We start from the raw sequence: 26519 nt of genomic DNA on the forward strand, positions 1-26519 counted from the left end.
ATGCATTCTTTTCTTAAGCAACTAGGGATTCGTGGGTTCAACTGCGAAATGCCCATAAGATACCCACGATTTTTGGTGGTTACAGTGGCTGCAAAAGCGATGGTGTGAGAATTTTAGAAACACTTAGGGGTAATTAACGTAGAAGTTAAAACAGATAAGACAAGTATCCATATTGGTATGGATAAATCATTTATAAGAGACACAATGAACACAATAAATATCCAGTATTATAAACATCCTTATGCCGAATTTATCCTTGGTTCGTATCAAGGTAAGCTTTGCTTGTGTGACTTCCGGTATCGCAAAATGAGAAGTGCCGTTGATGAGCGCATTAAACGGATTCTTAACGCTGATTTTGTAGAAAAGAGCGATGATGTTTTAGTGGCTACTCAAGCTCAACTCGAGGAATATTTTTTGGGTGAGCGAAAAACTTTCGACCTTCCTTTACTTTTGGCGGGTACCGATTTTCAACGGTCGGTATGGAATGCATTAAGCAACATTCAATACGGTGACAGGGTGACGTATCAAGAGTTGGCAGTATCGATTGGTAATGAAGCCGCAGTACGTGCGGTTGGCAATGCCAACGGGGCAAATGCGTTGGCGATTATTATTCCTTGCCATAGGGTTATCGGCACCCAAGGGGAGCTTATTGGCTATGGTGGCGGTCTGTCACTGAAAAAGCGCCTTTTAGAATTAGAACAGAACTTATTCATTTAAGGATAGAAGTGGGCGCGTATGAGAGCGAAAATCCTAGCGGTATGTGAGCAAAAAATCAAAGCGAAAGGTGAGAATGTCGGTGTGTCATTTTATGCGTTCTTCAAAAACAAAAATGACGATCCCGAGCAGTTGATGGAAGCTGCAACCTGGTGGATACAGACCCATCAGTTAGATCATTTTGTTAAGGCAAGAACCATCAAAGAGATGGTGGAAAATAATTTATGACGACTGCAAAAGTCATGGCCTATTTTGCCGACAAGGTGTAATTCAGGTTCACCAAGATGACAATGGATAGCGGGGCACGGGCCCAGATAGTCAGATTGGCTTGGGCACACGGATGTTAGAAATCCCGCCACGGTTGAGGTAGCATTGCCGACTTTTTCTGCGGTGAGAGGCATTTATGTATATCGGCTTTGACTATGGTACAGCAAATTGCTCGGTGGCGAAGATTGAAAACGGTCAGCCGACGCTGTTGCGTCTAGAAGGGGACAGCACGTTTATTCCTTCCTCCCTTGCCGCACCTACGCGCGAATCAGTGTCTGAGTATTTGTTTCGTCATCGGGGCATCAAGCCGCTAGATACGATTGGCGAGCAGATGTTACGCCGCGCCATCCATGTAAACCGAGAGGAAAGCATTGAACTTGAGGCGGAGGACATGGCGTTTGGTCAAGCGGCGCTCGATCGTTATCTCGATGATCCGCGTGATATGTACTACGTGAAATCCCCTAAATCTTTCCTTGGCGCGTCAGGTTTACGTGATGCCCAACTGCGCTTTTTTGAAGACCTCGTATGCGCAATGATGGATAACATCAAAACCCAAGCCGAACACCAAACTCAACAGAGTATTCATGATGCGGTGATCGGTCGGCCGATTAACTTTCAAGGCCGTGGAGGCGAGGTGGCAAATCGCCAAGCCGAAGGTATTTTGCTCAATGCGGCTAAGCGGGCGGGCTTTAAACAGGTTGAATTTCAGTTTGAACCAGTCGCTGCCGGCCTGGACTATGAAGCGACACTGAGCGAAGACCAAATCGTTCTTGTGGTCGATATCGGTGGGGGCACCACAGACTGTTCATTGATTGAGATGGGGCCATCATGGCGCGGTAGTAGCGATCGTAGTGCAAGTTTGTTAGCGCACAAAGGTCAGCGTATTGGCGGCAATGACCTAGATATTGCGTTGGCATTCAAACAAATGATGTTCCCGTTTGGGATGGGCAGTAAGATGGAATCTGGCATTGAGATGCCGATTACGCAGTTTTCCAACCCCATCGCGATTAACAACGTACAAGCGCAAAACGATTTCTATGCGTTTGAAAACTTGGCGGTGCTCAAAGGGCTGCACAAGCAAGCGCAAGAGCCACATAAACTGGCCCGTTTGCTTGAGGTATATCACGAGTCGTTAGGTCACAACATTGTCCGTCGTGCGGAAGAGACAAAGATTGCCTTGTCGGATCAAGCGGCTTACCGAGCGGGCATTCAACTGTTCTCCGAGCGCGTGGACGTTGATGTAACGCGCGATAACATGATTGATGCGATTGAGGCGCCCAAACGTAAGATGATCGCCTTAGTGCACGATGTGGTCGCGCAGGCCGGTGTAAAGCCTGACGTGATTTTTATGACAGGTGGCTCGGCGCGTTCACCTTTCTTGCGGGAAGCTGTCCAAGCAGAGCTGCCGAACATTCCTGTGGTGAGTAGCGACTACTTTGGCTCAGTCACCGCGGGCTTAGCGCGTTGGGCGGAAGTCTGCTTTAAGTAACCGTCGCTTGACGAACTGGGTTTGACGCTTACTTGTAATACCTTGCGAAAGAAAAAAAGTTGTCAATAATAGGAACCCGACTTAGCGAAAACTTCCGTATTTTGATTAGAAATCATGCACCAAGGTGGGGGTGTTGGCGCGAAATAGCTTGGTTAGGGCAGACTTATATCGCCAACCCAATGCCAGTAGCCGTTTCGCTAAGCTTTGATTTTGAATGGTGGCAACTTCAATGCCGCGGTAGTGATGCGGATGCGCTTGAATATAGTCGATAAACGCCGTCAGCACCCCTTGGCCGCGAACGCTGGTGGCAAATTGTAGCGAAACAATCGATAATCGCTGACTACCGATCGGACAGTGAACCAGACAATAGCCGAGTGGGTGCTTGATAGCGGTGGAGAGCTCTGGAAAAGCGCGCATCTGGTGACGTTGGGCCAATTGGTCATAGCCGAGGCATAGGTGGTCAAGCAATTGCCGAGCGTTATCATCCATCGGTGTGTCTCTGGAGAGGTCGAAACGTAGCCACCATATTAAAGGCTTTATTTTTTCGAAAAACAGAAAAGCGCAAGCCACGTATTTGCCTCTTTTGGGCACAATAATCGTGTAAAAACCGCGATTTCTACGCCAGATAACCAGCTAGTTTTTAAAACTGTGCGCGAGCTCATGCCGCACCATTGGTCGTTAGTGAATAACGAGTTTTTATAAATTTATCAATCATGTACATTATGTGCTGATTTTTTAACACGGACGTTTAACGATTACGACAATCAACAAGATTATTTCTGCGGTGGCGATGTATAAAGGATTGCACCGCAATATTTACTACGTTGCACTGGCCCGCATGATCCTCGGGATGGGCAACTTTATTATTCCTTTCCTCGTGTTGTTGTTTACCGATAAGCTCGGCTACTCCGCGTCGCTGGCGGGTACATTGGCGATGAGTATTACTGGCTTGTATCTGCTGGGGAGTTTTATTGGTGGCAAGCTTTCTGATTGGGTAGGCCATAAAAACACTATGGTGGCGGGGGAATGTGTCGGCGCTATCTTGCTGCTGGTGTGCGGGTTTGCACCCGATGCCCCGGTGATGGTGCCGGCGTTATTATTCGCCGCGTACTTTTTTATTGGTGTGGCGTTGCCGGCCAGTAATGCATTGGTGGCCGATTTATCTCACGCAGGCAATCGCGATGCGGTGATGTCGCTTAGTTACCTTGCCTATAACTTGGGTTCAGCGATTGGCCCCATCTTAGCGGGCTATTTGTTTTGGCAGCACACTGAGTGGATTTTCTTTGGTAACGGGCTTGCCGTCTTGGTGGGTATTCTTGTGGTTGCCTTTTTGGTCAATGTGACCGAGCAAGCCGTCCCCGAGTCTGAGTCTGACCTTGAGCGCGCGGTAGAAGGCAGTGTGTGGTCGGTGCTTAAATCACGTCCTTATCTCATTGTGTTCACTTTGTTTTGTGGCATGCTTTGGTTTGCATTGAATCAAATGACAATGGCTAGCCCGCTTTATTTGAGTCATTTATTTGGCCAAGAAGGGCCCGTGCGTTTTGGTCAATTGATGACGTATGCGTGCGTGTTGGTGGTGATCATCACGCCGCTATTGCTTCGCGCGACATCTGGACATACTGAGACGATGGCGTTGGCCTATTCAGGACTCTTATTTGTGCTGGGTTATGGGCTTGTGATGTTGGCACCCACGATCCCCGTTCACTTTTTAGCGTGGTTTTTTCTTTCCGCTGGCGAGGTGTTGGTCCTCACCAAAGAAGGCGTATATCTTGCCAACAACTCACCGGCGAGTCATCGCGGTCGTATTCAAGGGGTATTGATCACGTTGCGTAGCTTATTGCTGATGCCAAGCTTTGTATTGATTGGTTATGTCATCGACACGTTCGGTTATTCGGTGACTTGGTCGCTTGTTATCGCTATGGCTATGTGTGCCAGCATCGGTATGCTTTTTTTATCGGTGCGAGAGAAAACACGCCTCGCAGCGACGTCCTCATAAGATTGATGGCTTTGTGACCAAGGCGGAGTCATCATCCATGCGGTTAAGGTAGGTTAAAAGGTATACCATCAATACACCTGTGTGGAGGTGAATATGGCCTACTTAACCTTAACCCTAGCATCCTTGGATGATGCGCATATCTGCTGCGCGTTCTCGGATAAAAAGTGCCAGGCCAGCTATCAGGCGAAAAAGCAGTGGCTAAAGCAGGAGTATCAGCACGGGTACCGTTTTCGCCGTTTAGATGAACGCGCCAAAGTCTTTATCGAATATGGCCCAGCAGAGACCGCTTGGCAGCCCATACAAGCGGATGGTTATCTGGCATTGGGTTGCTTTTGGGTCTCTGGGAAATACAAAGGGCATGGACACGGCAAGCAACTGTTAGCTGACGCCATTGAGGCGGCTAAACAGCAAAATAAGCAAGGCCTAGTCGCCGTGGTCGGTAAAAAGAAATACCACTTTATGAGCGATACAAAATGGTTAAAAGGCCAAGGCTTCAACGTGGCGGATGAGGCCCCTAATGGCTTTGTGCTGTTGTATTATCCGTTGAATGATGCAGCTGAAATACCGCAATTTAGAGAATCCGTTCATACCGCCAACGTATCAACTGAAGGGTGTGTGGTGTATTACTCCCATCGTTGTCCTTATGCGGAATACCATGTGCTGAACTCGCTACAACAAAGCTGTGCGCAGCGTGGTATCCCGCTTGAAGTGCATCATTTAGAGATATTGAGCCAAGCACAAGCATGTCCTTCACCGGCCACCATTTTCAGTTTGTATTATCAGGGGGAGTTTATTACCACCGATATCAGTGCCTGTATGGAGAGTCGCTTTGATAAGTTTATTCCTCCTCACCCTTAACCTGTGAAATAGATAGCCCGTATGTTAGAAATCATTACCGCGCCAGATCCAAGGCTGGCCATAAAAGCAGAGCCAGTCACGGATATTACCGCCGTACAGACGTTGATTGATGATATGCTTGAGACGTTGTATGCCACTGACAACGGTATTGGATTGGCTGCCACGCAAGTGGGTCGTAAAGAGGCGATTGTCGTCATCGATATTTCTGAACGCCGGGATGACCCTTTAGTGCTCATTAATCCGGTGGTTGTATCTGGCGTTGACAAAGCCATTGGTCAGGAGGGTTGTTTATCCGTGCCCGGCTATTATGCAGATGTCGAGCGATACTCGTCTGTTGTGGTGTCGGCCCTTGATCGCAATGGTCAATCGATCACGATAGAGCGCGATGATTTTCTTGCCATTGTTATGCAGCATGAAATCGACCACTTATCTGGAAACCTTTTTATCGATTATCTCTCGCCATTAAAACGACAAATGGCCTTAAAAAAGGTGAAGAAGTATTTAAAACAGAGTGCTTAGTAGAATCTTAAACTTACATGGATGTAAGGACAAACGATGAATATTGGTATTTATGTGTATGAGCACGCAGAGGTGCTCGATTTTGCCGGGCCTTATGAAGTGTTTAGCACTGCAAAACGTTTAGGCGCGGACAGTTGGCAGGTTGGACTGATTGCTGAACAAGACTCACCTGTGCTCGCGCGCGGCGGTTTGCGTGTCGTGCCGGATTATCATCTCGCCAACCATCCCACACTAGATTTGCTGCTGGTTGTCGGCGGCGTTCACCATGAGCAAGTCACCAACCCGTCGGTGATCGATTGGGTGAAGCAACAAGATGCGATCACCCAATGTATGGCCTCTGTCTGTACGGGGGCGTTCATACTCGCAGAAGCCGGACTACTCGATGGTCGAAAAGTGATCACACATTGGGAAGACATGGACGACCTCAGCCGTGCCTATCCGCCATTAAGCGTGGTATCAGGTAAGCGCTGGGTGAGGGATGGAAAATATCTTACCTCCGCGGGTATTTCTGCGGGTATTGATATGAGTTTGCAGCTGGTGGCTGATCTGCACAGCGAGGACTTAGCCCAGCGCGTGGCCAAGCAAATGGATTACCACTGGCAGCGAAACGAGTAATATGCAGTCTGGATAAGGTACGTAGCGCGATAATAATCAATGTATGCGCTGATAAAATAGGAATAGGAACATGTTCCCAGCAACATGGCGGTCTGAACGCCTATGTTTTAGTGCGTTTGAGTACAGTGATGCAAAGCGCGTTAAAGCACTGTTTGAGCAAAATCAGCATCTGCAATATCAAGATCCCACGTTTAAGTCTTGGTCGTTATCCACCTATCAATCATTGATTGCCGACAGTGCGGAGAAAAAGGCGCCTGATGTGGAAGACGCCTTTTATCTTCGTCGCATTCAAACCCATGACGGTAAAGATATCGGCTATCTGCAAATCTCGCTCAATGCGCCGGATACACAGAGTGTTTGGCTGCCCATGCTCACTATTTCTCCAAGATATCAAAAGCATGGCTATGGCAGCGAAGCGGTTGCGAGCGTGATTGAAACCGTGCAAGCTTATGGGGACTATCGACGCATGGGGGTGAATGTTTATGCCGAGAACATTCGCGCGTTTCGATTCTGGTATCAGCAAGGGTTTTGTCGTATTACCCATTTTGAACCCGAGCAAGACGAGGGGCGTGATTATCACTGTGTGGTGCTCTATCGAGACCTTATGTCGTGAACAGCGCATGTCTTTTCGGGAATCGGCAAGATTACGTCGCTTGAGCCATGTTATGGAAGGAATTAGGTAAACGAATGATGAAAAATAAATCAGTCAACCGAGTGCGATTTAAGCGAGCCGCGATGGGGGTCGCGTTTGCACTAGGCGTGATGAGCCTGGTGCCTGGGCAGGTGTACGCTGCTAACACCACACACGCTGAAGTACAGCGCGAATCCGGTCTGTATCTACAAGATTTTGATCGATCGGTTCGTCCGCAAGATGACTTGTTCCGTCACGTGAACGGCACGTGGTACGACCAAACCCAAATCCCCAGTGATATGTCCAGCTATGGTGCGTTCCGTATCCTAGCGGAAGAGAATGAAAAGCGTCTGAAAGGCATCATTGATGAGCTGGTGGCGCGTGATGATCTCAAGCCTGGCTCCAACGAGCAAAAGCTGCGTGATTTTTATCTTAGCTATATGGACCAAGATAAAATTGATGCCCTAGGGGTCACGCCAATTAAACCTGAGCTTGATCGTATTGCGGCGATTTCCTCGAAGCCTGCGCTGATTTACGCGATGGCCGATTTGCGACAAGTTGGCGTTGGGATCCCGTTTAGTTTTTATGCGTGGGCCGATGCGAAAAATCCTGACTATAACGCCCTGTATCTGAGCCAAAGCGGGTTGGGCTTGCCGGATAGAGACTATTATTTCCGAGACACCGAGGACGCTGAGCGTATCCGCACTGCTTATAAACGCTATCTCGAAGATATGCTGACCTTAGCGGGCTACGATCAGGCCACGCAACGCGCGGATCGGATTTATCAGCTGGAAAAAACGCTGGCTGAACAGCATTGGACACGCGCTAAACGCCGTGACGCGCAAGCAACCTATAATAAAATGCCCATTGAGGCGCTCAACCAGTTGATGGGCGAGTTTGATTATGCACGCTTTGCCAAGCGCGCGGGCATCGACAAAGCCAATGAAGTAGTGGTGCGCATGCCGTCTTATTTTGAGGCGCTAGGGCAGGTGTTTAAGCAAACCAGTTTGCAAGCGTGGCAAGATTATCTAACCATTCGCACGCTCAATGCGTTTGCACCGCGCCTAAATCATGAGTTGGTTGAACGTCAATTTGCGTTCTATTCCAAAACCCTCAACGGTATTCCTGAGCAGCGTGACCGTTGGAAGCGGGGCGTGCAAGCCACCGAAGGGGTGCTGGGTGAAGCGCTTGGCCAAGAATATGTCGCGCGTTATTTCCCGCCAGAAGCCAAAGCGCGTATGGAAACCTTGATTGATAACTTGCGTGCCGCGTTTAAAGACTCGATTGAGTCCTTAGCCTGGATGAGCGATGAAACCAAAGCGAAAGCATTGGATAAGCTGAGTAAATTCACGCCTAAAATCGGCTATCCAGAGCAATGGGAAGATTACAGCGCGCTGACTATTAACGTCGATGACTTGGTTGGCAACAGCAAACGTGCCGCACGCTGGGGCTATCAAGATATGCTGTCGCGGATTGGTGCGCCAGTTGATCGCAAAGAGTGGGGTATGACCCCGCAAACGGTCAACGCCTATTACAGCCCAACTGCTAACGAGATAGTGTTCCCCGCCGGGATCTTACAGCCGCCGTTTTTTGATATGAATGCGGATGATGCCGTGAACTATGGCGGTATCGGCGCGGTGATTGGTCATGAAATGGGGCACGGTTTTGATGATCAGGGCTCGCGTTATGATGGCGATGGCAACCTATCAAACTGGTGGACGGATGAGGACCGGGCGCGCTTTGATGCACGCACCCAAAAGCTGGCCGAGCAATTTAGCCAGTTTGAGCCATTGCCGGACTTGTTCATTGACGGCAAAGTGTCTTTGGGTGAGAACATTGGTGATTTAGTCGGCTTGACCACCGCCTTCCGCGCCTATCAAAAATCGTTGCAGGGTGAATCGTCTCCAGTGATGGACGGGTATACCGGCGAGCAGCGATTCTTCCTCAGCTGGGGGCAGATTTGGAAAATGAAGATGCGTGAAGATGCCCTGCGTGAGCGCGTGTCGCTGGGTCCGCATGCGCCACCGCAATATCGCGTGCTCGGTGCGCCGCGCAATGTCCCTGCATTCTATGAAGCCTTTGATATTAAGGAAGGTGATGGCATGTATTTACCCGAAGATCAGCGGGTGAATATCTGGTAATCTCTGATGCCGCCTTCAAGGCGGCATTTTTGTTTCGGAGAGGGAGAATATTGATGAGCAAGTTTACCGAGTACAAAGTCGTTCATATTGTTGAAGGTGGTTGCGGCACCTTATTGCTGGGCTCAAGTGGCTTGCCGTTGCAACGCCTCGAAGCTGAACTCAATCAATACGCGCAAGATGGCTGGCAGGTTGTTTTTCAAGTGATTGAAAAGAAACGTTATATGCTATTTTGGCAACGTGAAGCTGTGATTGTCACCCTAGGTCGCTAATGCTCAAGTATTTGTCGCTTACTTTAATCCATCGTTACCAAGCTAAAGGTGGATCAAAGAAACGGTTCAATATTGCGTGTAATTTCGAGCCGAGCTGCTCGGAGTACACGCGCCAAGCGATCGAAAAGTACGGCGCACTTCGCGGCTGGCAACTCGGCTTAGCGCGCATTCGTCGTTGTAATGATCCCGATGCAGTAGAAATAATTCACGATGAGGTGCCTTAGATGCGGATAACGCAACCATGGCAAGAGCTGAAAACACAGGAAGCCTTGCTGCGTGATCAAGTGAATGGCTTAACCCCAAGCCAGAAAAAACGCTATTTTGCCGAGCAAACCAGACAACTGAAAGATCCAGACACCTATGCGGTACTCAATTGGGCTTTCTTAGGGGGATTCCATCATCTTTACTTGCGAAAGTACCGGTTGTTTATCGTAGAATGTACGTTATTGGTAATCGCCATTATTGGCTTAGTGATGAGCCAGCCATATTTCGCTCTGATTTTGGTTGGTTTAGTGCTATTTGAATTACCACAGCTTTTTTGGGCCCAAAAAATTGCCAGGCAGTACAACTACCATGTATCACGCTCAATTTATGAACACATCCGCCACGGTGATTAATCCATGAAGCGCCGTCGGATCCGTAAACGCCACCAGCATCAATTCTTTTTATGCCAGAAGATATATCGTCGCGCCTTAATTGATTTAATTGAAGCAGATCCTATGAGGATGCGAGCATTACGATGTGTTCAGTCTCTCAATTTGCCTCAGTGCTATATCGCCGCCGGGTTTGTGAGAAACCTTGTCTGGGATGCGATGCATAAATATCCGCCAAGTGCGCTGAATGATATCGATGTGATCTACTATGATCCGAGCGATACCAGTCGTGAGCGTGAGCAATATCTTCAAGGGTTACTACAAAAAACCATGCCAGAGATTACCTGGCAAGTCCGTAACCAAGCACGGATGCACGAAAAGCACCAAGACCCCGCGTATGCTGGCACCCTGGACGCCATGCGATTTTGGCCTGAAAAAGAAACGGCCATTGCGGTCCGTCTCGATATGAATCAGCGCTGTGAGATCATTGCCGCGTTTGGGGTTCAGTCGCTGTTCGAGTTGAAGCTGAGCCATAACCCGGCAAGGCCATGGGCGGTTTTTCAGCAGCGTATTGAAGAAAAACAATGGTTAACCCATTGGCCTAAACTGACCGTGACCACCCAGTGCTCAGTCGCTGCCAAGCCGATTGATGAAGAGTAAAGCCAAATAGAGTGCGCCTTGGCACAGATTGGCGAAAACACAAAGGGCATACTATCCCAATCTTCTGATTGGTAAGTAAATGGACGACAATGAAATACCGCATGGACGCAAGCCCGAGTGATGACGATATTACCGCTATCCGTCAGGGGCTAAAACAAAGCAACGCCCCCTTCTTAGCCGGTCTCCCTGAGGGCACGCTTGCCGGCTACGCCTATAATGATAATGATGAGCGCATCGGTGGCATTGTTGCCAATACCTGGGGCCAATGGCTATTGATTAAATACCTTTGGGTCGATGATGCTTTTCGCCATCGTCATGTCGGCAGCCATCTATTAGATAATCTGGAAGAATATGCCAAGGACATAGGCTGTAAAATGGCGTTTGTCGATACCTTCAGCTTTCAAGCCAGACCCTTCTATGAAAAGCAGGGTTATCAGTGCCAAATGACATTGACGGACTATCCTGTTGATCATGCACTGCACTTTATGACCAAGGTGCTTAACGAAGCTTAACGAAGCTTAACGGCCACGTTTGTCTTGTTCGTTATGTCAGTAGTAGAGAAATAATAGCTGATTCAATGAAGCAGGCCTAGTAAGTGCCCACTACAGGTGATTTCTACGCTCGCAAGGCTAAGTACGAAAACTTTATACGCATGCTTTACCTCGCAACAAACCAGCGTTTCAAAAGGTGATCAACGGAAATGCGACCTGGCCCATGCGCAATTAAAAAAAGCAAAACGGCCGCCCATACACCATGTGTCGCGTATGCATCTGGGTAGACAAATACCTGTATAACCGCTGTCATTCCAAGTAACGCCAATGCAGAAAACCGTGTAGCAAGCCCTATTAAAATAAGCAGTGGAAATAAATGCTCGGCAAAAGCGGCCATGGGGGCAGCGATCTCCGGTGGAATGAGTGGCAATTGATATTCATAGCGGAATAGAGCAAGCAATGAATCAGAATAACGCGGCCACCCTAATTCAAACTCACCAGCAATAAGGTCAATCGACAGTCCTTCTATCTTCGTTTGGCCTGATTTCCAAAAAATAGCCGCAATAGAAAAACGCGCGAGTAACGCGATGAGTGTATTGGGTATGCATGTAAATAAGGTGATGGATGATTGAATCCATCTCACAAGGATTAATAACATAAGTCACTCTCTCATAGGTCGCACATTGACAATACATTCATTTTTTAGCAGCCACGCTAAGGTGTCAGAAAGTTCAAGCTCACCGACCCGCTGCACAGCATCAGCAAAGGACAACCCTTCTTTGAGCAGTGAGATAAATCGAACTGTGTGGTGATCAAAGCGTGTAATGTCTACGCGCATATTTTGTCTGATTAATACAACCGCTTCCGATACTGCAAGATCAATGTGAGAGAGATTGACGGTCTCATGTTGATGCGCGGCCCAAAGAGAAGCGACTGGATACTGAGAGCGAAAAGTCGATAAAGAAGGATGTAGTTCAATCGTTGTTTGCGCTAATGCATCACCATTGGCAAGCCATGCTGCTAGCGCTTCCTGTGCCATAGGGGTAGCATCTTCGGCATGCCATGCCGCCACTCTCATCCACTCTAACCGTGCCACGTCAGCCAGATAAGGCAGACTAGACGCGGGCGGAAAAGTATAGATAAAATCAGGAAGTTCAGCACCATACCACACTAAAACAGGCGAGCTTGGTGGATGTGTGCGAATAAACTCGCGAGCCATTGCAAAGAAAAAATCATCGCCGACTAACGCTTGAACCACTGGAAAGCTATCAGCAAGCGCCTCCGTTAAGGAAACAATGACATTGTTTCGATAGACGGCAAAACGCTGTGTGGGATCGGATCCATTCCATGTTGTTAATCCTTCTGGACACGAGGGCATTGAGGCGAAAAGATCAGTCATCCATTGGGCTTGTCGATTTATGCTCATGCCTTCTCCCGCGTCTGCATCATCATAGATTGTGCGTGTTTCGCTTCCGCCGCTAAGACGGAAAATGGCGGTATGTTATTATCACGCTCGATCAAGGTCGGCGTGGGTCCGATGCGTTCAATCACAAAACGGTACCAATGCCACACGTCTTGGCTAATAGGAGCGTCATGGCTATCAATTAAAAGCGTGGCACCTATCGAGTCCACATCCGCGGCATGACCGGCAAGATGGATCTCCGCGACTGCATGCAAGGGTAACGCTTGAAGATACGAAGCCATGTTGTGTCCGTGGTTCACACAAGAGATGTAGGCATTATTGACATCAAGCAGTAAACCACAGCCCGTGCGCTTGATAATGTCGCCGATAAAGTCTTCCTCAGCCAATGTGGAGTCAGAAAACGCCACATAGGTGGCGGGATTTTCGAGTAACATTCTGCAACCTAGCTTTTCTTGAACACGATCAATATGGTCACAAACCCGTGATAGTGTTTTTTGATGATAGGGGGCAGGCAGTAAGTCGTTTAAAAACGTACCTTGATGAGAAGACCAAGCAAGGTGTTCAGAAAAAACGGCTGGCTGATAGCGCTCAATTAAGGTAGATAGCCGCTCTAGATGCGCGTCATCCAACGGGTCTTCCCCGCCAATCGATAATCCCACACCGTGAATCGAAAGCGGGTAGTGGGCGCAGATCTGTTCGAGGTGATGATGAAATGGCCCGCCAGCCACCATATAGTTCTCAGCATGGATTTCAAAAAATCCAATATCAGGCTGAGTATCGAGGATGGTTTGAACATGTTCAGGTTTCAAACCAACCCCGACAGACAGAGGTAGGCGGGATAGCGTTGTCGCAGTCATCGTGTGATCACGCGTTCTTTTCTTCGAAGGATTCCAGCTGACCAAACCCTGTTGGCGACGTTTTCGAAGCTGTTTGTTCACAGGTCCCTTTAGGCACCAGTGACCAGGCATTGCCTTGATAATCTCTGACTGATGTACCGGCACATGAGGTTCCTGGCCCGGCTTTGCAATCATTTTGTCCCTTTAAGGCAACGCCGTAGCATTTTTCTTTGTCTTTCATTCCCGACGCCTCAGCAGGCGCTGCCGCCATGACTAATGCGGTACTCAGAGCAGTGACTAGTGACGCTGAAACTATGGCTTTGTTCATCATATCTCTCCATTGTCTTTAACGATTTTCTTTGAATCAATAAGATAGAGAAAGAGAGTGCGCAATGTGATGGTCATAATCTCATCACGGCTTGCGACTGTTTCCTTGTCTCTACTGATTTGTCGTGTATACCTATCCGTTTCTTACACATATTTTGACATTATTTTTGGTAATCATTGTTTACTGTAGAAGAGATAAGATAATTTGTATGGTTTTTCATACGTGCGTCACGAATAAGATATGGCAAAACATTATGTGACTAATGATAACTGGGAACTGTCGGCGGAGGTTGGGAGGTTATGAGTCTTGATTGTTGTCGGGACTATCGCCATTGACAAACTGCTTACTGATTTGTCGGATTGTGCCCATTTGCTTACCAAAATGACGGCACCCCGAACACATCGATGTATGAACAGTGAGCGCTGCTTTTTCTTTTATTGTCAGCTCACGATCCAAAGCGTCAGACAGTAAGCGAGTGGCTTGTTGGCAGTTCATCATCATTGCCGTGCTCCTCGAAACCATTTGTTTTCTAAACATTCTCGCAATCTTAGTCGTGCTCGATACAGTAAAACGTGCAAGTTACTCGTGGTGATCGCCAAATTTTGACATATTTCATCACTCTCTAGCTCGACAAATTCTCTCATCATAAAAACGCGCGCTAAGTTTTCAGGTAATGCATATAAACACGTTTCAAAGACCAGCCAGAACTGCTCATCTTTTACTGACTCCATTGGTGTCGACCATCGCTCTGGGCGCTCATCAGTATGCCAATATCCGCGCTGAGTGAACAGCACTTCATCGAATGCATCTGATTCATCACTGACAGGTTGGCTTACACTGATTTCCCTCTGACCTTTTCGCAGTATATCTATGATTTTATTCTTTAAAATAGCGAAAACCCATGTTTTAAACGCGGATTGACGACTAAACTTTTCGATACTCCGGTAGGCCGCCAATAATGCGTCTTGCACCGCATCTTCCGCTTTAGCATCGTCTCTTAATTGAAGCTGAGCAAACTTAAGCATCTCTTTTCTTAGGTCGCTAATAAACTGCGGATCTTTAAATACTTCATTACTGATATCCGATAGAGAGTGCATGTTCAGATCGGTACTCATGATCGGGTATCCTCGCGCATTTCTATCTTGGCTGCGCTGTATGAAGAGACGCAATAAGGAACCAGATAATTGAGTACCACTTGCCCCCATGCAATCGGACTCTCGCCTAATAGAGCATGGCCTTGATTGATAACATTGAGTATCGTTCCAACCACAAAAGCCACTTTGAGCGCTGTTTGTATAATCGGCCATCGAAGCGCGACGGACATGATTTTCATCATCGATTTTCTCTACTTTTATATAACGGTCTACTTCGACTCTAGTTGAAAAAATCAAGATTTAATAACTGTTTGCGCTCAATGGATGACACCACGCCAAGAAAATCGTAACCAGACTTATGCGCACAAAAGCAAGAGCGCGTTTTGAATGCCGTCACAGAACATTACACCGCCAGATAATGTCGTTGCGGTATGACCTTTAATCGTCTTGCGGACTCGGGGATATATAAGGAGGAAAGCGGCGGAGCAGCACTCCGCCTAGATATATAAATAACCGCTATCGAATCAATAACAGAGGGACGGGCGAATCAATCACAATGCGTGTGGTGGTGCTACCCACAAACAGCTGACGCAGCTTGGTATGACCGTAAGCGCCCATGGTGATTAAGCCCACATTTTGTTGCGCTTGGTACGCCAACAGAGCCTGAGCGGGCTCGCCCGATAAACGTGCTTGAACAACATCGACACCTTGGGCGGTTAAGCGTTGGGCTGCACGTTCAAACGCCTCTGAATGTGCGTCGTTATCTACCATCACCAAATGACAGGTCATGCCCTTAAGAAGGGGTGTGTTCAGGGCTTTCTCTACCAGTTTTTCACTGACCTCACTGCCATCAAACGCGAGAAGGTAGCTATCGGGTGGGGTGACATCCCCGGTGGCAATCAAAATATGATTGTGAATACGGCGGACGACGCTTTCGAGTTGCGATCCAATCGCTTTGGCATCGTTCTGGTGCAAATCACCGGACCGGCCAATCACCAGCACCCGCATGGTCGATTCAAGCGCTAGCAAAGATTCAAGCAAGTGGCCATGTTGCTGCAAGCGCGTGACCTCGGTCAGCCCCTTTGATAGCGCCACTTCTTCGCACTCATGCAATAGGGCCTTACCATGTTGCAAGGCCAGTTTGGCACGCTTTTCATCCAGCTCGACCAGCTCACTCATGAGCTGATCGCGACTGCCTAAACCAATACTGCCTGATAACTCAGAATCGCTACTCGCGGGTTTTTCCAACACATGTAAAAAGGTCAGCGGTGCAGACAGGCGTGAAGCCGCCCAAACGCTGAGATCTGTCACCGATTGGGTGTACGACGCACCATCAATACAAGCAATAATTTTATTCATCGTGCGCTCCTTAGTGTCCGCCCATCATTTTTTCCACTTCTTCCGGATTATCATGGACGCCAAACTTGTCCACAATGGTGGCGGTTGCTTCATTCATGCCCACTAAATTCACCTCGGTGCCTTCACGGCGGAATTTAATCACCACGCGGTCGAGCGATGAGACGGCGGTAACATCCCAAAAATGCGCATCAGAGAGATCAATGGTGACGCGTTCAACGGCTTCTTTAAAATCAAACGATGTAATGAACTGCTCGGAAGAGGCAAAAAAGACCTGCCCAACAACGCGATAGGTACGCTCGTCAGCTTGGGTTTGCTCGCTTTTAACCACCATAAAGCGACCAATTTTGTTGGCAAAGAACAAGGATGCCAATAACACACCGACCAAAACACCAATGGCCAAGTTATGGGTTGCCACTACCACAATCACGGTGGTGACCATCACAATATTGGTCGACAAAGGATGGGTTTTAAGATCTTTGATAGAGCTCCACGAGAATGTCCCAATCGAGACCATGATCATCACCGCCACTAGGGCCGCCATGGGGATCAACTTAATCCAGTCGCTTAAAAACACCACCATGATCAACAGAAGTGTACCGGCACACAGGGTGGATAAGCGTGAACGACCGCCGGATTTGATGTTAATGATCGATTGACCAATCATCGCACAACCGGCCATACCACCAATAAAGCCGGTGGCAATATTCGCGATACCTTGGCCTTTACACTCGCGGTTTTTGTCACTACCGGTGTCGGTCAAATCGTCCACAATGGTAGCGGTCATCATCGATTCGAGCAAACCGACTACCGCTAGTCCCGCTGAGTACGGGAAGATAATCATCAAGGTTTCAAGGTTAAGCGGCACATCGGGCCATAAAAACACCGGTAAGGTATCTGGCAACTCGCCCATATCACCCACAGTCCGAATATCTAACCCAACGCTAATGGCAAGCGTTGTTAGGACCAAAATACACACCAATGGCGATGGCAATAATTTACCGACCACAGGAACGTATGGGAACAAATAGATAATGGCTAATCCTGCCAGCGTCATGGCATACACGTGCCACGTCACGTCAGTGAGCTCGGGTAACTGGGCCATAAAAATGAGGATCGCAAGGGCGTTAACAAATCCAGTGACCACCGAGCGTGATACAAAGCGCATGAGATCGCCGAGCTTGAGGTAACCGGCTAGAATTTGCAAAACACCCGTTAGTACGGTGGCGGCCAATAAATATTCAAGGCCGTGCTCTTTAACCAGTGTCACCATCAGTAACGCCATGGCGCCGGTTGCCGCAGAGATCATCCCAGGTCGGCCACCGACAAAGGCAATAATCACTGCAATACTGAATGAGGCATACAGCCCCACTTTTGGGTCGACACCCGCAATAATAGAAAAAGCAATCGCTTCTGGAATTAACGCTAGAGCTACCACAATGCCAGCCAGCACGTCACCACGCAGATTGGAGAACCAATCACGTTTCATCGTTTCAATCATGAACAGTCTCAGTCTTTTAAAGGAATATGATTATACAAGGTGAAAAAATAAGGCGGGAACGACTAGGGCGGCGTCATGCGCATGGCAACTCTCCTTTATAAATAAAAAACGTGATGATAGTCACTGACTACTCTCTATTCAAGACCCAACCCCAAATATCGAGGTTTAATCGCCAAGCTCATCGTTAAGGTACTACCAAAAGCGGTTTTTAAAGATAAATTTGACGATATTACGATTATTTTGTTAGTTTGGTAGGACCAAAAGCGAGGGGCCATCATGACAGCATCCACAACCAGTCTGTTTCATCCGGTACAAATGGGACGTGCCAGTGAAGACGTTGCCTTGCAGATCGAATCTGCGATTTTATCGGAAGCGCTGAAGCCGGGAGACAAGTTACCCAGTGAACGTGAGCTACAGCAACAGTTTGGGACGGGGCGTGGAGTGGTACGCGAGGCGATTCAATCACTCAAACAAAAAGGCTTGATTGAAATTCGTAAAGGGCAAAAAGGTGGAGCGGTTGTCCGCCAGGTTGACGTGCACAATATTAGCGAGTCACTGGCATTGTTCTTAAAACAAAGTCACGTCAAAGCAGACAAAGTGGCGGAATTTCGTGAAACCGTCGATCACAGCTTAGTACTGCTCGCGATCAGTCGTGGAACAGCAGAACAAAAGCAACAGTTAAACGATAAGGTCGCCGAGCTTGCGGCACTTGCCAAAGATGATGAGCCCGATCTCGCTCGCTTAGGGGAGCTCGACCGAGCACTGAACTTGTTGATTGCTACCATGTCGGGAAATCCGATTTTTGAGTGGGTGATGCATGCGATACAGCAAGGGTTTAGCTCACACGACTATGCGCTTTATCAGGCGACGGATTACCGTCGTCTTACAGTGGAAAACTGGCAACAGACCGTTAACCACATTATCGCTGCGGAGCCGTTTAAGGCACAAGCAACGATTAGCCACCATTATCGGTTGCTACAACAATGCATTGATGCACAAGTATCAAGCGAATTATAAAAATCATCAAAAAGGAAACCTCTACACAATCATACCCATCACCCGTGTTGCGATTATTTCGGGCTTATGCCCCTGCGCGCGGGAAGGACAAAAACTGGAGGTTTTATGGGACAGCAACAAAATTACGACTACATCATTGTTGGTGCAGGCTCGGCAGGCTGCGTACTGGCGAATCGTTTAAGTGCTAATCCAGATAACAAGGTGCTGTTACTCGAGGCGGGACGCCCTGACTATCGTATTGATTTTCGTATTCACATGCCTGCGGCGTTAACCTATCTGCTAACAGATAGCACCTATAACTGGCTCTATGAATCCGAGCCCGAACCGAATATGCATAATCGCCGCATTGCGCAGCCGCGCGGTAAAGTGCTGGGTGGTAGCAGTAGTATTAATGGCATGATTTATATTCGTGGTAATGCGTTGGATTATGAAAAGTGGGCCAACGATCACGGGCTGAAAAAATGGGATTATGCCCATTGCTTACCGTATTTCCGCAAGTGTGAGACGCGATTAAAAGGCCAAGATGACTATCATGGCAACAATGGTCCGCTGGCGATTGAAACCGCACAATGTGATAACCCTCTGTTTAGTGCGTTCTTTGACGCGACGCAACAAGCGGGCTATCCATTGACCGACGATGTGAATGGTTATCAGCAAGAAGGCTTTGGTATTTTTGATCAAAATATCTATCGCGGCCGTCGTCACAGTGCTGCCCGGGCGTATTTACACCCGGTCATGAACCGTAAAAATCTGACAGTACTGACAGGGGTAACGACCGATAAGATCGTGTTTGAAGGTAAAACCGCGATTGGGGTGGAATACCGTAAGTGGGGTCGCAAAAAAACCGCTTATGGGGCTGAAATTATCAGCTGCGGCGGCGCGATTAACTCACCCAAGCTCTTACAATTATCCGGTGTAGGTGATGAGAATACGCTGAAAAACTTAGGTATCAAACCGGTGCATCATTTGCCAGGCGTGGGAGAAAACTTACAAGATCACTTAGAGCTGTATGTGCAGTACGAATGTAAAGAGCCGGTCAGCATGTATCCCGCGCTTAAGTTTCACAATCAGCCTAAAATTGGTTTTGATTGGCTTTTCCGTCGTAAAGGTGCTGCCGCGACTAACCACTTTGAAGCGGGTGGATTTGTGCGCGGTAACGACGAAGTCGCCTACCCGAATTTACAGTTCCACTTTTTGCCGTTGGCGATCCGTTATGATGGTTCGGCACCGAACAAAGGACATGGCTTCCAGTTACACGTTGGGCCGATGAATACCGATGTGCGTGGCCATGTCAAAATTCGTAGTACCAACCCGGATGAGAAGCCAGAGATCTTCTTTAACTACCTTTCAACGCCACAAGAGCGTAAAGAGTGGGTGGAAGCGATCCGTGTCTCTCGCGATATCATCGCCCAGCCGGCTTTTGATCATTTACGTGGCAAAGAGCTTTCGCCGGGCAGCGAGGCACAGACGGATCAGGAGATCCTCGACTTTGTGGCTCGAGAAGGGGAAAGTGCCTATCACCCAAGCTGCACATGTAAGATGGGCCTTGAAAGTGACGAAATGGCCGTGGTGGATGAATCGCTGAACGTCCATGGCGTGAATAACTTGCGTGTGGTGGATGCCTCCGTGTTCCCGGCGATCACCAATGGCAATTTGTACGCACCGACGATTATGGTGGCAGAAAAGGCCGCTGATATGATCATGGGCCACACGCTTTCGCCGGCGAAAGATGCGGAATACTACCGCTATCTTCCTGAGCATGCCTCCGCACCGGAAGAAGACGCGGCGCTGGCTTAAATTCGGTCTGCGTTAGGCGTTAATCACCAAGAGCCAGCCATGCTGGCTCTTTACTCGTTTACAGCCCCGCCATTTTTTGTCTCTGTGTCTTCCAAATGGGGAGATGCTTGAAGAAACTTGGGTAACGTTAATGTGACCGCCACGCCTTGGTTAACGTCAGAGTCAAATTTGAGCTGGCCTTGCAGCTTTTGATACACCAAATTAAAAACAAGGTTCAGTCCCAATCCTGATCCTCCTTTGCCGCGCTTGCTCGTATAAAAGGGCTCAAAAATGCGTTGATGTAAGTCGGGAGGCACCCCCACACCATTGTCAGTATATACGATGTCAACCTCGTCGTTATGGTCTATCACTTTGATGTGGATATTCGGATTGCTTACCCCTTCAAAGGCATGGCGAACGCTGTTCATCACTAAGTTTGAAATGACTTGCGTTAATACGCCCGGCAAGCTATTCATCAGTAGTTCCGCATCGCCCTCGACAACAGGTGTCACTGGGACTTTTTTCGTTTCAGGATGCAGGCTCCCTACGAGCGCATCCAGGGTTTGTACAGGGCGGAATTGACTGCGGCTCTCAGAGACTTGGTCGACTGCGGTTTGTTTAAAATCTCGAATCAAGCGGGCGGCACGATTGAGGTTATTTTCTAGCATGCCAGTGCCGTCTGTGATTTGTTGCATCCATTCTGTGTATTGTTGGCTGGTTAGCGTTTGCTGCTCGAACGCGGTATTCAAGCGTGAAACGGCCTCTTTAATTACTGAGTTGGCGGTTACGGCTATCCCAAGTGGTGTATTGACCTCGTGGGCGACACCGGCGACTAAACGTCCGAGCGCCGCGAGTTTTTCTGATTCTACCAACTGATTCTGTGCCGCTTTGAGATGGGCCATACTGTGTTCTAAATCTTGAGTCCGCGTTTCGACGGTAGCCTCCAAGGTTTGATTCAGTTTTTCTAGCTCAAACTGTGTTTGCTTTAGCTCGGTAATATCAATTGCTGTCCCTCGAAAACCGACAAAGCCTTGATGGTTGAAATGCGCGACGCCCTGGAAAACAAAATAATAGGTATTGCCGTCGAGGGTGATCTGCTCCTCACACATGGTGAAGTTTTCACAGGCATCCATTTTGTTTAGCAGCGATGCGCAATGGATGAGTGCTGGAACCGCTTTTATTTTTGTGGGGGGCTCAATGGAAATAGCCAACGCAGACTGCATTGCTTCTGAACAAAAGGTGAGTCGCTGTGTCGCGTCGGTTTCCCAAAGCCAGTCTGACGCAGCGTTAGTAAAGTCCGCTAACCGTTGTTGCTCTAAGATAATATTTTGATAAAGGTTACTTATCCGTAAGGTGATTTTATTGGTTTCGTCAGCGAGCCAGTCCAGTTCGTCATTTTTCTCCATGATAAACTTGCGATGTTTTAGGTTTAGCGGCTCATGAGTCGGTGCTAACGGATCAAACTGACGTAAATGCTTGGCGATGGCGAATACTCGCTGGCTGACACTTTGGTGAAATACCCACAGGATTAACGCGCAGACAATCAGTGTTTTAACGCCATTAAGAAGCAGCGTGACTAAAAATTGTTGTAGTAAAACGTCATAGATTTTTTGTGTGTCTGATTCAATCTTTAAAACCCCGAGCTCGATACGACGCTCGGTGTCTGGGTGCACGTAAGTGAGCACTGTTTCGCTCGTGACCGTACTTTGTGTGTTGGGTTGACCGGCATCTAAAACAACCTCATCAAACTCAACGGATAGGTAATCAATATAGGGTAAATTAACCAGGCCGTTGAGGCGGTTCTGCGCACTGACCAGATCAAAGACCCAGAGTGAGGATGCAAGCAGATCTGCATGTACATTCTTGATTTCATATTGGCGTTTATCAACGTTATTGAATGCCTCTTCATAGTCCCATGATAGTTGCAAGAGCGTTGTCATGATGGTGAAAACGCCACTGAGAAGCACCATCAATAAAATGATACGCCGTCCAACAATGCTAAACAGTGGATGACTTAACCCTTGTTCAAATTTTTGCAGCTTTCCCATGCTCTTTTTATCGCCTTAGTGCTTGTCTTTGCTTACGTTTCGCGAGCTGCGAGTCGATAAGCTCAAAGGGATTAAAAACATAAATTTAGCGCCTTTTCCTGGCTCTGATTCAAATTGAAGCTCGCCTTCTAACTTTTGCCTAACCAAATTAAATACCAGATTCAGCCCTAGGCCTGATCCGCCACGTCCGCGTTTAGTGGTATAAAAAGGTTCAAAGATACGATGATGTAGAGCGGGATCAATACCACATCCGTTGTCCTGATAACTGAGGTACAGATGGTCGTCTTGTGTTTCAAATTCAATAATGATTTCAGGCGATTGAGTATCTTCAAAAGCATGATTGATACTGTTCATGACAAGGTTTGAGATAATTTGAGTGATCACACCAGGTAAACTGTACATCCGTATATTGTTATCACCTACAACCTGCGGCGTCACTGGGACTTTACGCGTTTCTGGATGCAGGCTAGCAATCAATGCATCTAAGGTTTGTTTGACATCGAATTCAGTGAGTGCTTCAGAGACTTGATCGACCGCGGTTTGTTTAAAATCGCGAATAAGACGCGTAGCACGTGTTAGGTTATGCTCGAGCATTTGTACGCTCTCATTCGCCTGATGAATCAAAGAAGCAAACTGCGTGCTGGTCAGGGTTTGGTTTTCAAATGCTTGATTGAGCGTTTTGGTGACGTCTTGAACAACCGAGGAGGCGGTAACCGCGATCCCCAACGGGGTATTAACTTCATGTGCAACGCCGGCGACTAAGCTGCCTAACGCGGCCAGTTTCTCTGACTCAACTAACTGCTCTTGCGCCGCTGTTAGGTGTTCCATACTTTCTTGCAGCTCTCTAGTTCGCTCATCCACCGTTAACTCTAGATTTTGGTTCAATGCTTCCAGTTCAAATTGCGCGGCTTTGAGCTCAGTGATATCAATGCCGGTACCACGAAACCCCCGAAAGCCATTCACACCATGATGGGCGATCGCTTGAAAGACAAAATAACGGCTTTGCTCTCCGAATGGGATGGTTTCTTCACACATGGCAAAGTCTTGTTGATGATTAAGATAAGTCACAAATTGCTGACAGCCAATGCCATGCACTAAGTCTTTGAGGTTGGGAAAGCGATTGGCCCCTAAACCGAATGCTTGTCGCATTGGCTCAGAACAAAAAGTGAGCTTGAGATCGGCATCGGTTTCCCAGAGCCAGTCAGAAGATACATGGGTAAAGTCCGATAGCCGTTCACGCTCTAACATAATATTACGGTAAAGCGTTGACATATTATTGGTGATTTTATTGGCTTCGTCGGCAAGCCAGTCGAGCTCATCCTCTCTTTCCATAATGAAGCGTTTTCGCGGCAAAATGAGTTTGTCGTCCTTGGGATCGAGTGGGTTGTAGTGGCGAAGAAATTGAGCAATTTTAAAGACTCTTTGACTGACGGTATAATGAAAGACTAAGAGAATGAAGAAGCAAACCAGCAAGGTTTTTATGAGGTTGAGTAGCAAGGTAATAAAAAAACGCTGCGTCAATTCGGTATAGATGGTCTGGATATTTGACTCAACATAGACGGTACCGACGCGCTGCGTTTTACCTGTATCTGGGTCATCATATTCCAGTGGGTACTCATTCACCATCTTTTTCAGGTCGACTGGCTTGCCTGCCTCAAAAAGATAGTTTTCGGACCGTATGGCTAGGTAGTCAACATGAGGAAGGTTGACTAATCCATCGATTCGCTCTTGAACACTGGTGAGATCGTAAATCCACAGTGAGCTCGCGATTAATTCGGCGTGGATATGCTCAATTTCATCATGGCGATTTTCCACTTGACTAAAGGCTTCATCATACTGCCAATAGCTCTGTAACACTGTGGTCAATAGCGTGAAAAAACCGCTGAGACAAACCATAATCAGCAGAATGCGTCGGCCTACCAGGCTGAAGAAAGGGTTACGAATGCTGTCATCGAATTTATGGCTTCGGGTCATAGATAGACTGGCGCGCTGTAATGATGATTAAGAGAAAAATCTAAATGTAAATCTTCAATTCAATCTGGGTACGCTTCCCTAATGGCAACGAAGTCATCCCAATGTTCAAGGAGTAAATCGACGAGCTTGGGTTCAAAATGTTTGCCGCGTTGCGCGAATAACTCATGACGGATATCGTCATCTGTCCACGCTTCTTTGTAAGACCGTTTAGACCCTAGCGCATCAAATACATCGGCTAAGGCTGAAATGCGCCCGCTAATCGGAATTGCCTCTGCGGCTAGCTGGTTAGGATAGCCACTGCCGTCCCACTTTTCATGATGTGTGGCTGCTATTTCCTTGGCTTCTAAGATTAATCGTCGCTTTGAATGGCTCAGTATTTCTACGCCATATTCAACGTGTTTTTTCATGATGTCCCACTCTTCTGCATTGAGCTTACCGGGTTTATGTAAAATCGCGTCAGGAATGGCGACTTTACCCACATCATGCAGCGGTGAGCTATGTTTCATCAGCATCGTTTTTTGTTCATCCAGCCCATACAGCTCGCCCAGTTTTTCACAAAATAAAGACACACGTTGTACATGAGCGCCGGTTTCTTTACTCCGCGCTTCAACGGCATTGGCAAGGTTGTACACCAGCTCTTTGGAGGTTTCGCGAAGATCCACCATGAGGCTGAGATTCTCAAAGGTTAAACCAATGTTCTGCATATATATTTTGAGTAAATGCTGATCTAATTCCGAAAGAGTTTTCGCGTGGTTGACGTACAACAGAAATTCGACATCCTCATCATCACGATGGAATAGAACAAACCCATCATCAAACTGAATACTCGTCCGAGTTTCGAGGGCTTGTTTGCATCGAGCTGATACAATAGGAGGCAGTTTTTCAAACGCGCACTCGGTATAGCAGTCCACATATTCACCGGTCGCGGCGAGGGTTAACGCTCTTGTTTCTTCGGCGCCTGGGCGTGGTTGTACCACGCAATAAAAGGCAGAATCGTGAATATGAAGCAGTGAGGTAAGCTGTTCTAACACCGCGGTGGCGTAATGTTGCAGATTAGTGGTGTTCTGTACATTGGCTGATGCCTCAATCACGCGCTTAAGGCCTTGCTTTTGTTCTTCTATCGTACATAGATCGCGATACGAGCGGAGCATCGAGTAGAGTAAGGTTTTCAGCTTTTGTGTCGTCAGCTCGGTTTTTTCTTTGTAGTCATCAATGTCATAGTCACGAATTACGCTATCTTCTGGTGCCTGTCCCGCTTGACCTGTGCGTAGCACTAGCCGAATAACATGATCGTTCATTTCGTTACGGATATAGCGTACCAGGTCAAGTCCAGCATGTTCGGTTTCCATCACCACATCGACAAGCGCTAAGGCAATGTCCTGCTCTCGCTGTAAAATCTCTTTTGCTTCCTGACCTGATAAGGCAGAAAGCAGCTCTAGCGGGCGTCCTTGAAAAGTGAACCCTGTCAGCGCTAGCCGTGTCACTTCATGCATCAGATCATCGTCATCAATCAGCAGTATACGCCATGGCATTGCCGCCGACGCTGTATTTGTGTCAGTAGACTTGGGCGCTGCGCCGTCACGTTGATCTGCAAACAAGTCCATTCAATTCGCCCCTATTAGCGTTTATCTCAATTAGTTAAAGCGTAGTGTAGGTCATTAAAAGTTGCGAGGTGAGAATGAGGATTTGGATGTTGAACGTAATATTCAACTCTTTAGCTTGTTACATTTATCTGATCTGGCGCAGGCAACCCGCTACCATGCCTGTTAAGCTGTGAGTGCGATACAATAACAGTGACCGTAAGCTTAGGTTTGTTGCAGTATGTGGTCTGTTTTATAGCCAGTTAACAACAGACTGAGTAACCCTTTCACAAAAATGTTGTGATGGACCTATCAGTTGTTTGGCGCCCATTTTGCCGGGCGT

Annotated in this window: 29 protein-coding genes and 1 pseudogene; 17 read left to right on the top strand and 13 right to left on the bottom strand. The window is 47.7% G+C overall.

The window, feature by feature from the left end; genetic code table 11:
- Positions 1–204: 204 nt before the first annotated feature.
- The 3 genes from BZG80_RS05340 to yegD all read left to right on the top strand — a co-directional run bounded on the left by BZG80_RS05340 (position 205) and on the right by yegD (position 2470).
- Positions 205–717, top strand: a complete 513-nt coding sequence (locus BZG80_RS05340; RefSeq protein WP_077678897.1) for a methylated-DNA--[protein]-cysteine S-methyltransferase — start codon at positions 205–207, stop codon at positions 715–717.
- Positions 718–735: 18 nt separating this feature from the next.
- Positions 736–942 (top strand): DUF6500 family protein, encoded by a 207-nt coding sequence (locus tag BZG80_RS05345; protein WP_077678898.1) that lies wholly within the window; start codon positions 736–738, stop codon positions 940–942.
- Between the two features lie 175 nt (positions 943–1117).
- On the top strand, positions 1118–2470 hold the full coding sequence (gene yegD / locus BZG80_RS05350) for a molecular chaperone (RefSeq protein WP_077678899.1): 1353 nt from the start codon (positions 1118–1120) through the stop codon (positions 2468–2470).
- 105 nt (positions 2471–2575) lie between these two features.
- On the opposite strand, the gene BZG80_RS05355 is transcribed toward yegD, so the two are convergent.
- Positions 2576–2959: a hypothetical protein gene (locus BZG80_RS05355; protein ID WP_077678900.1), complete on the bottom strand. Its 384-nt coding sequence runs from the start codon at positions 2957–2959 to the stop codon at positions 2576–2578.
- A gap of 111 nt (positions 2960–3070) precedes the next feature.
- Between BZG80_RS05355 and BZG80_RS16070 the strand changes: the two are divergent.
- The 12 genes and pseudogenes from BZG80_RS16070 to BZG80_RS05415 all read left to right on the top strand — a co-directional run.
- Positions 3071–3172: pseudogene (locus BZG80_RS16070) on the top strand (cytidine deaminase); the annotation flags it as partial.
- Between the two features lie 88 nt (positions 3173–3260).
- The gene (locus BZG80_RS05365; RefSeq protein ID WP_077678901.1) at positions 3261–4466 is read left to right on the top strand and encodes an MFS transporter; all 1206 of its coding nucleotides are present in this window, start codon (positions 3261–3263) and stop codon (positions 4464–4466) included.
- 93 nt (positions 4467–4559) lie between these two features.
- Entirely contained in the window at positions 4560–5324 is a 765-nt protein-coding gene (locus BZG80_RS05370; protein WP_077678902.1) for an N-acetyltransferase, read from the top strand.
- A 21-nt stretch (positions 5325–5345) separates the two neighbouring features.
- Entirely contained in the window at positions 5346–5843 is a 498-nt protein-coding gene (gene def / locus BZG80_RS05375) for a peptide deformylase (protein WP_069362669.1), read from the top strand.
- Between the two features lie 36 nt (positions 5844–5879).
- Positions 5880–6458 carry a DJ-1/PfpI family protein gene (locus BZG80_RS05380; protein WP_077678903.1) on the top strand — a complete coding sequence of 193 codons (579 nt, stop codon included), beginning with the start codon at positions 5880–5882 and terminating at the stop codon, positions 6456–6458.
- Positions 6459–6528: 70 nt separating this feature from the next.
- Entirely contained in the window at positions 6529–7071 is a 543-nt protein-coding gene (locus BZG80_RS05385; RefSeq protein ID WP_077678904.1) for a GNAT family N-acetyltransferase, read from the top strand.
- 74 nt (positions 7072–7145) lie between these two features.
- On the top strand, positions 7146–9230 hold the full coding sequence (locus tag BZG80_RS05390; protein WP_198532922.1) for a M13 family metallopeptidase: 2085 nt from the start codon (positions 7146–7148) through the stop codon (positions 9228–9230).
- Positions 9231–9283: 53 nt separating this feature from the next.
- On the top strand, positions 9284–9499 hold the full coding sequence (locus tag BZG80_RS05395; protein WP_021022754.1) for a DUF4177 domain-containing protein: 216 nt from the start codon (positions 9284–9286) through the stop codon (positions 9497–9499).
- A complete protein-coding gene (gene yidD, locus BZG80_RS05400) occupies positions 9499–9723 on the top strand; it encodes a membrane protein insertion efficiency factor YidD (RefSeq protein WP_077461263.1) in 225 nt (74 codons plus the stop codon). The genes BZG80_RS05395 and yidD overlap by 1 nt, the downstream gene beginning before the upstream one ends.
- Complete coding sequence (locus tag BZG80_RS05405) at positions 9724–10116, top strand: hypothetical protein (protein WP_077678905.1); 393 nt, start codon at positions 9724–9726, stop codon at positions 10114–10116.
- Positions 10117–10218: 102 nt separating this feature from the next.
- Positions 10219–10752: a nucleotidyltransferase family protein gene (locus BZG80_RS05410; RefSeq protein ID WP_242413584.1), complete on the top strand. Its 534-nt coding sequence runs from the start codon at positions 10219–10221 to the stop codon at positions 10750–10752.
- Positions 10753–10841: 89 nt separating this feature from the next.
- The gene (locus tag BZG80_RS05415) at positions 10842–11264 is read left to right on the top strand and encodes a GNAT family N-acetyltransferase (RefSeq protein WP_077678907.1); all 423 of its coding nucleotides are present in this window, start codon (positions 10842–10844) and stop codon (positions 11262–11264) included.
- A 145-nt stretch (positions 11265–11409) separates the two neighbouring features.
- Here BZG80_RS05415 and BZG80_RS05420 read toward each other — a convergent pair whose 3' ends face one another.
- The 9 genes from BZG80_RS05420 to BZG80_RS05460 form a co-directional block, all read right to left on the bottom strand.
- Positions 11410–11901 (bottom strand): DoxX family protein, encoded by a 492-nt coding sequence (locus tag BZG80_RS05420; protein ID WP_077678908.1) that lies wholly within the window; start codon positions 11899–11901, stop codon positions 11410–11412.
- 3 nt (positions 11902–11904) lie between these two features.
- Entirely contained in the window at positions 11905–12669 is a 765-nt protein-coding gene (locus BZG80_RS05425) for an HvfC/BufC N-terminal domain-containing protein (RefSeq protein ID WP_077678909.1), read from the bottom strand.
- Positions 12666–13523, bottom strand: coding sequence for an MNIO family bufferin maturase (bufB, locus tag BZG80_RS05430; protein ID WP_077678910.1), 858 nt, complete (start codon positions 13521–13523; stop codon positions 12666–12668). The genes BZG80_RS05425 and bufB overlap by 4 nt, the downstream gene beginning before the upstream one ends.
- A gap of 7 nt (positions 13524–13530) precedes the next feature.
- On the bottom strand, positions 13531–13830 hold the full coding sequence (locus BZG80_RS05435) for a BufA1 family periplasmic bufferin-type metallophore (RefSeq protein ID WP_108742892.1): 300 nt from the start codon (positions 13828–13830) through the stop codon (positions 13531–13533).
- A 297-nt stretch (positions 13831–14127) separates the two neighbouring features.
- Entirely contained in the window at positions 14128–14331 is a 204-nt protein-coding gene (locus BZG80_RS05440; RefSeq protein ID WP_198532923.1) for a zf-HC2 domain-containing protein, read from the bottom strand.
- Positions 14328–14945: a sigma-70 family RNA polymerase sigma factor gene (locus tag BZG80_RS05445; protein WP_077678911.1), complete on the bottom strand. Its 618-nt coding sequence runs from the start codon at positions 14943–14945 to the stop codon at positions 14328–14330. The genes BZG80_RS05440 and BZG80_RS05445 overlap by 4 nt, the downstream gene beginning before the upstream one ends.
- Positions 14942–15166 (bottom strand): nitrate/nitrite transporter NrtS, encoded by a 225-nt coding sequence (gene nrtS, locus BZG80_RS05450; protein WP_077678912.1) that lies wholly within the window; start codon positions 15164–15166, stop codon positions 14942–14944. Before nrtS ends, BZG80_RS05445 begins: the two co-directional genes overlap by 4 nt.
- Positions 15167–15440: 274 nt before the next feature.
- Positions 15441–16283, bottom strand: coding sequence for a universal stress protein (locus BZG80_RS05455; RefSeq protein WP_077576522.1), 843 nt, complete (start codon positions 16281–16283; stop codon positions 15441–15443).
- A 10-nt stretch (positions 16284–16293) separates the two neighbouring features.
- Positions 16294–17781: a SulP family inorganic anion transporter gene (locus BZG80_RS05460; protein WP_021022760.1), complete on the bottom strand. Its 1488-nt coding sequence runs from the start codon at positions 17779–17781 to the stop codon at positions 16294–16296.
- Positions 17782–18057: 276 nt separating this feature from the next.
- On the opposite strand from BZG80_RS05460, the gene BZG80_RS05465 reads away from it, so the two are divergent.
- A complete protein-coding gene (locus tag BZG80_RS05465; RefSeq protein ID WP_077678913.1) occupies positions 18058–18798 on the top strand; it encodes a FadR/GntR family transcriptional regulator in 741 nt (246 codons plus the stop codon).
- A 105-nt stretch (positions 18799–18903) separates the two neighbouring features.
- Positions 18904–20595 carry a choline dehydrogenase gene (gene betA, locus BZG80_RS05470; protein WP_077678914.1) on the top strand — a complete coding sequence of 564 codons (1692 nt, stop codon included), beginning with the start codon at positions 18904–18906 and terminating at the stop codon, positions 20593–20595.
- Positions 20596–20645: 50 nt separating this feature from the next.
- Here the strand turns inward: betA and BZG80_RS05475 are convergent, their stop codons facing one another.
- The 3 genes from BZG80_RS05475 to BZG80_RS05485 are packed head-to-tail and all read right to left on the bottom strand — an operon-like array spanning position 20646 to position 26200.
- On the bottom strand, positions 20646–22622 hold the full coding sequence (locus BZG80_RS05475; protein ID WP_077678915.1) for a PAS domain-containing sensor histidine kinase: 1977 nt from the start codon (positions 22620–22622) through the stop codon (positions 20646–20648).
- Between the two features lie 15 nt (positions 22623–22637).
- Positions 22638–24596 (bottom strand): sensor histidine kinase, encoded by a 1959-nt coding sequence (locus BZG80_RS05480; RefSeq protein WP_077678916.1) that lies wholly within the window; start codon positions 24594–24596, stop codon positions 22638–22640.
- Positions 24597–24655: 59 nt separating this feature from the next.
- Positions 24656–26200 (bottom strand): DUF3369 domain-containing protein, encoded by a 1545-nt coding sequence (locus BZG80_RS05485; RefSeq protein WP_077678917.1) that lies wholly within the window; start codon positions 26198–26200, stop codon positions 24656–24658.
- Positions 26201–26519: the final 319 nt, after the last annotated feature.

Origin of the sequence: Salinivibrio sp. MA440 (assembly GCF_001996265.1) — a bacterium.
GTDB lineage: Bacteria > Pseudomonadota > Gammaproteobacteria > Enterobacterales > Vibrionaceae > Salinivibrio > Salinivibrio costicola.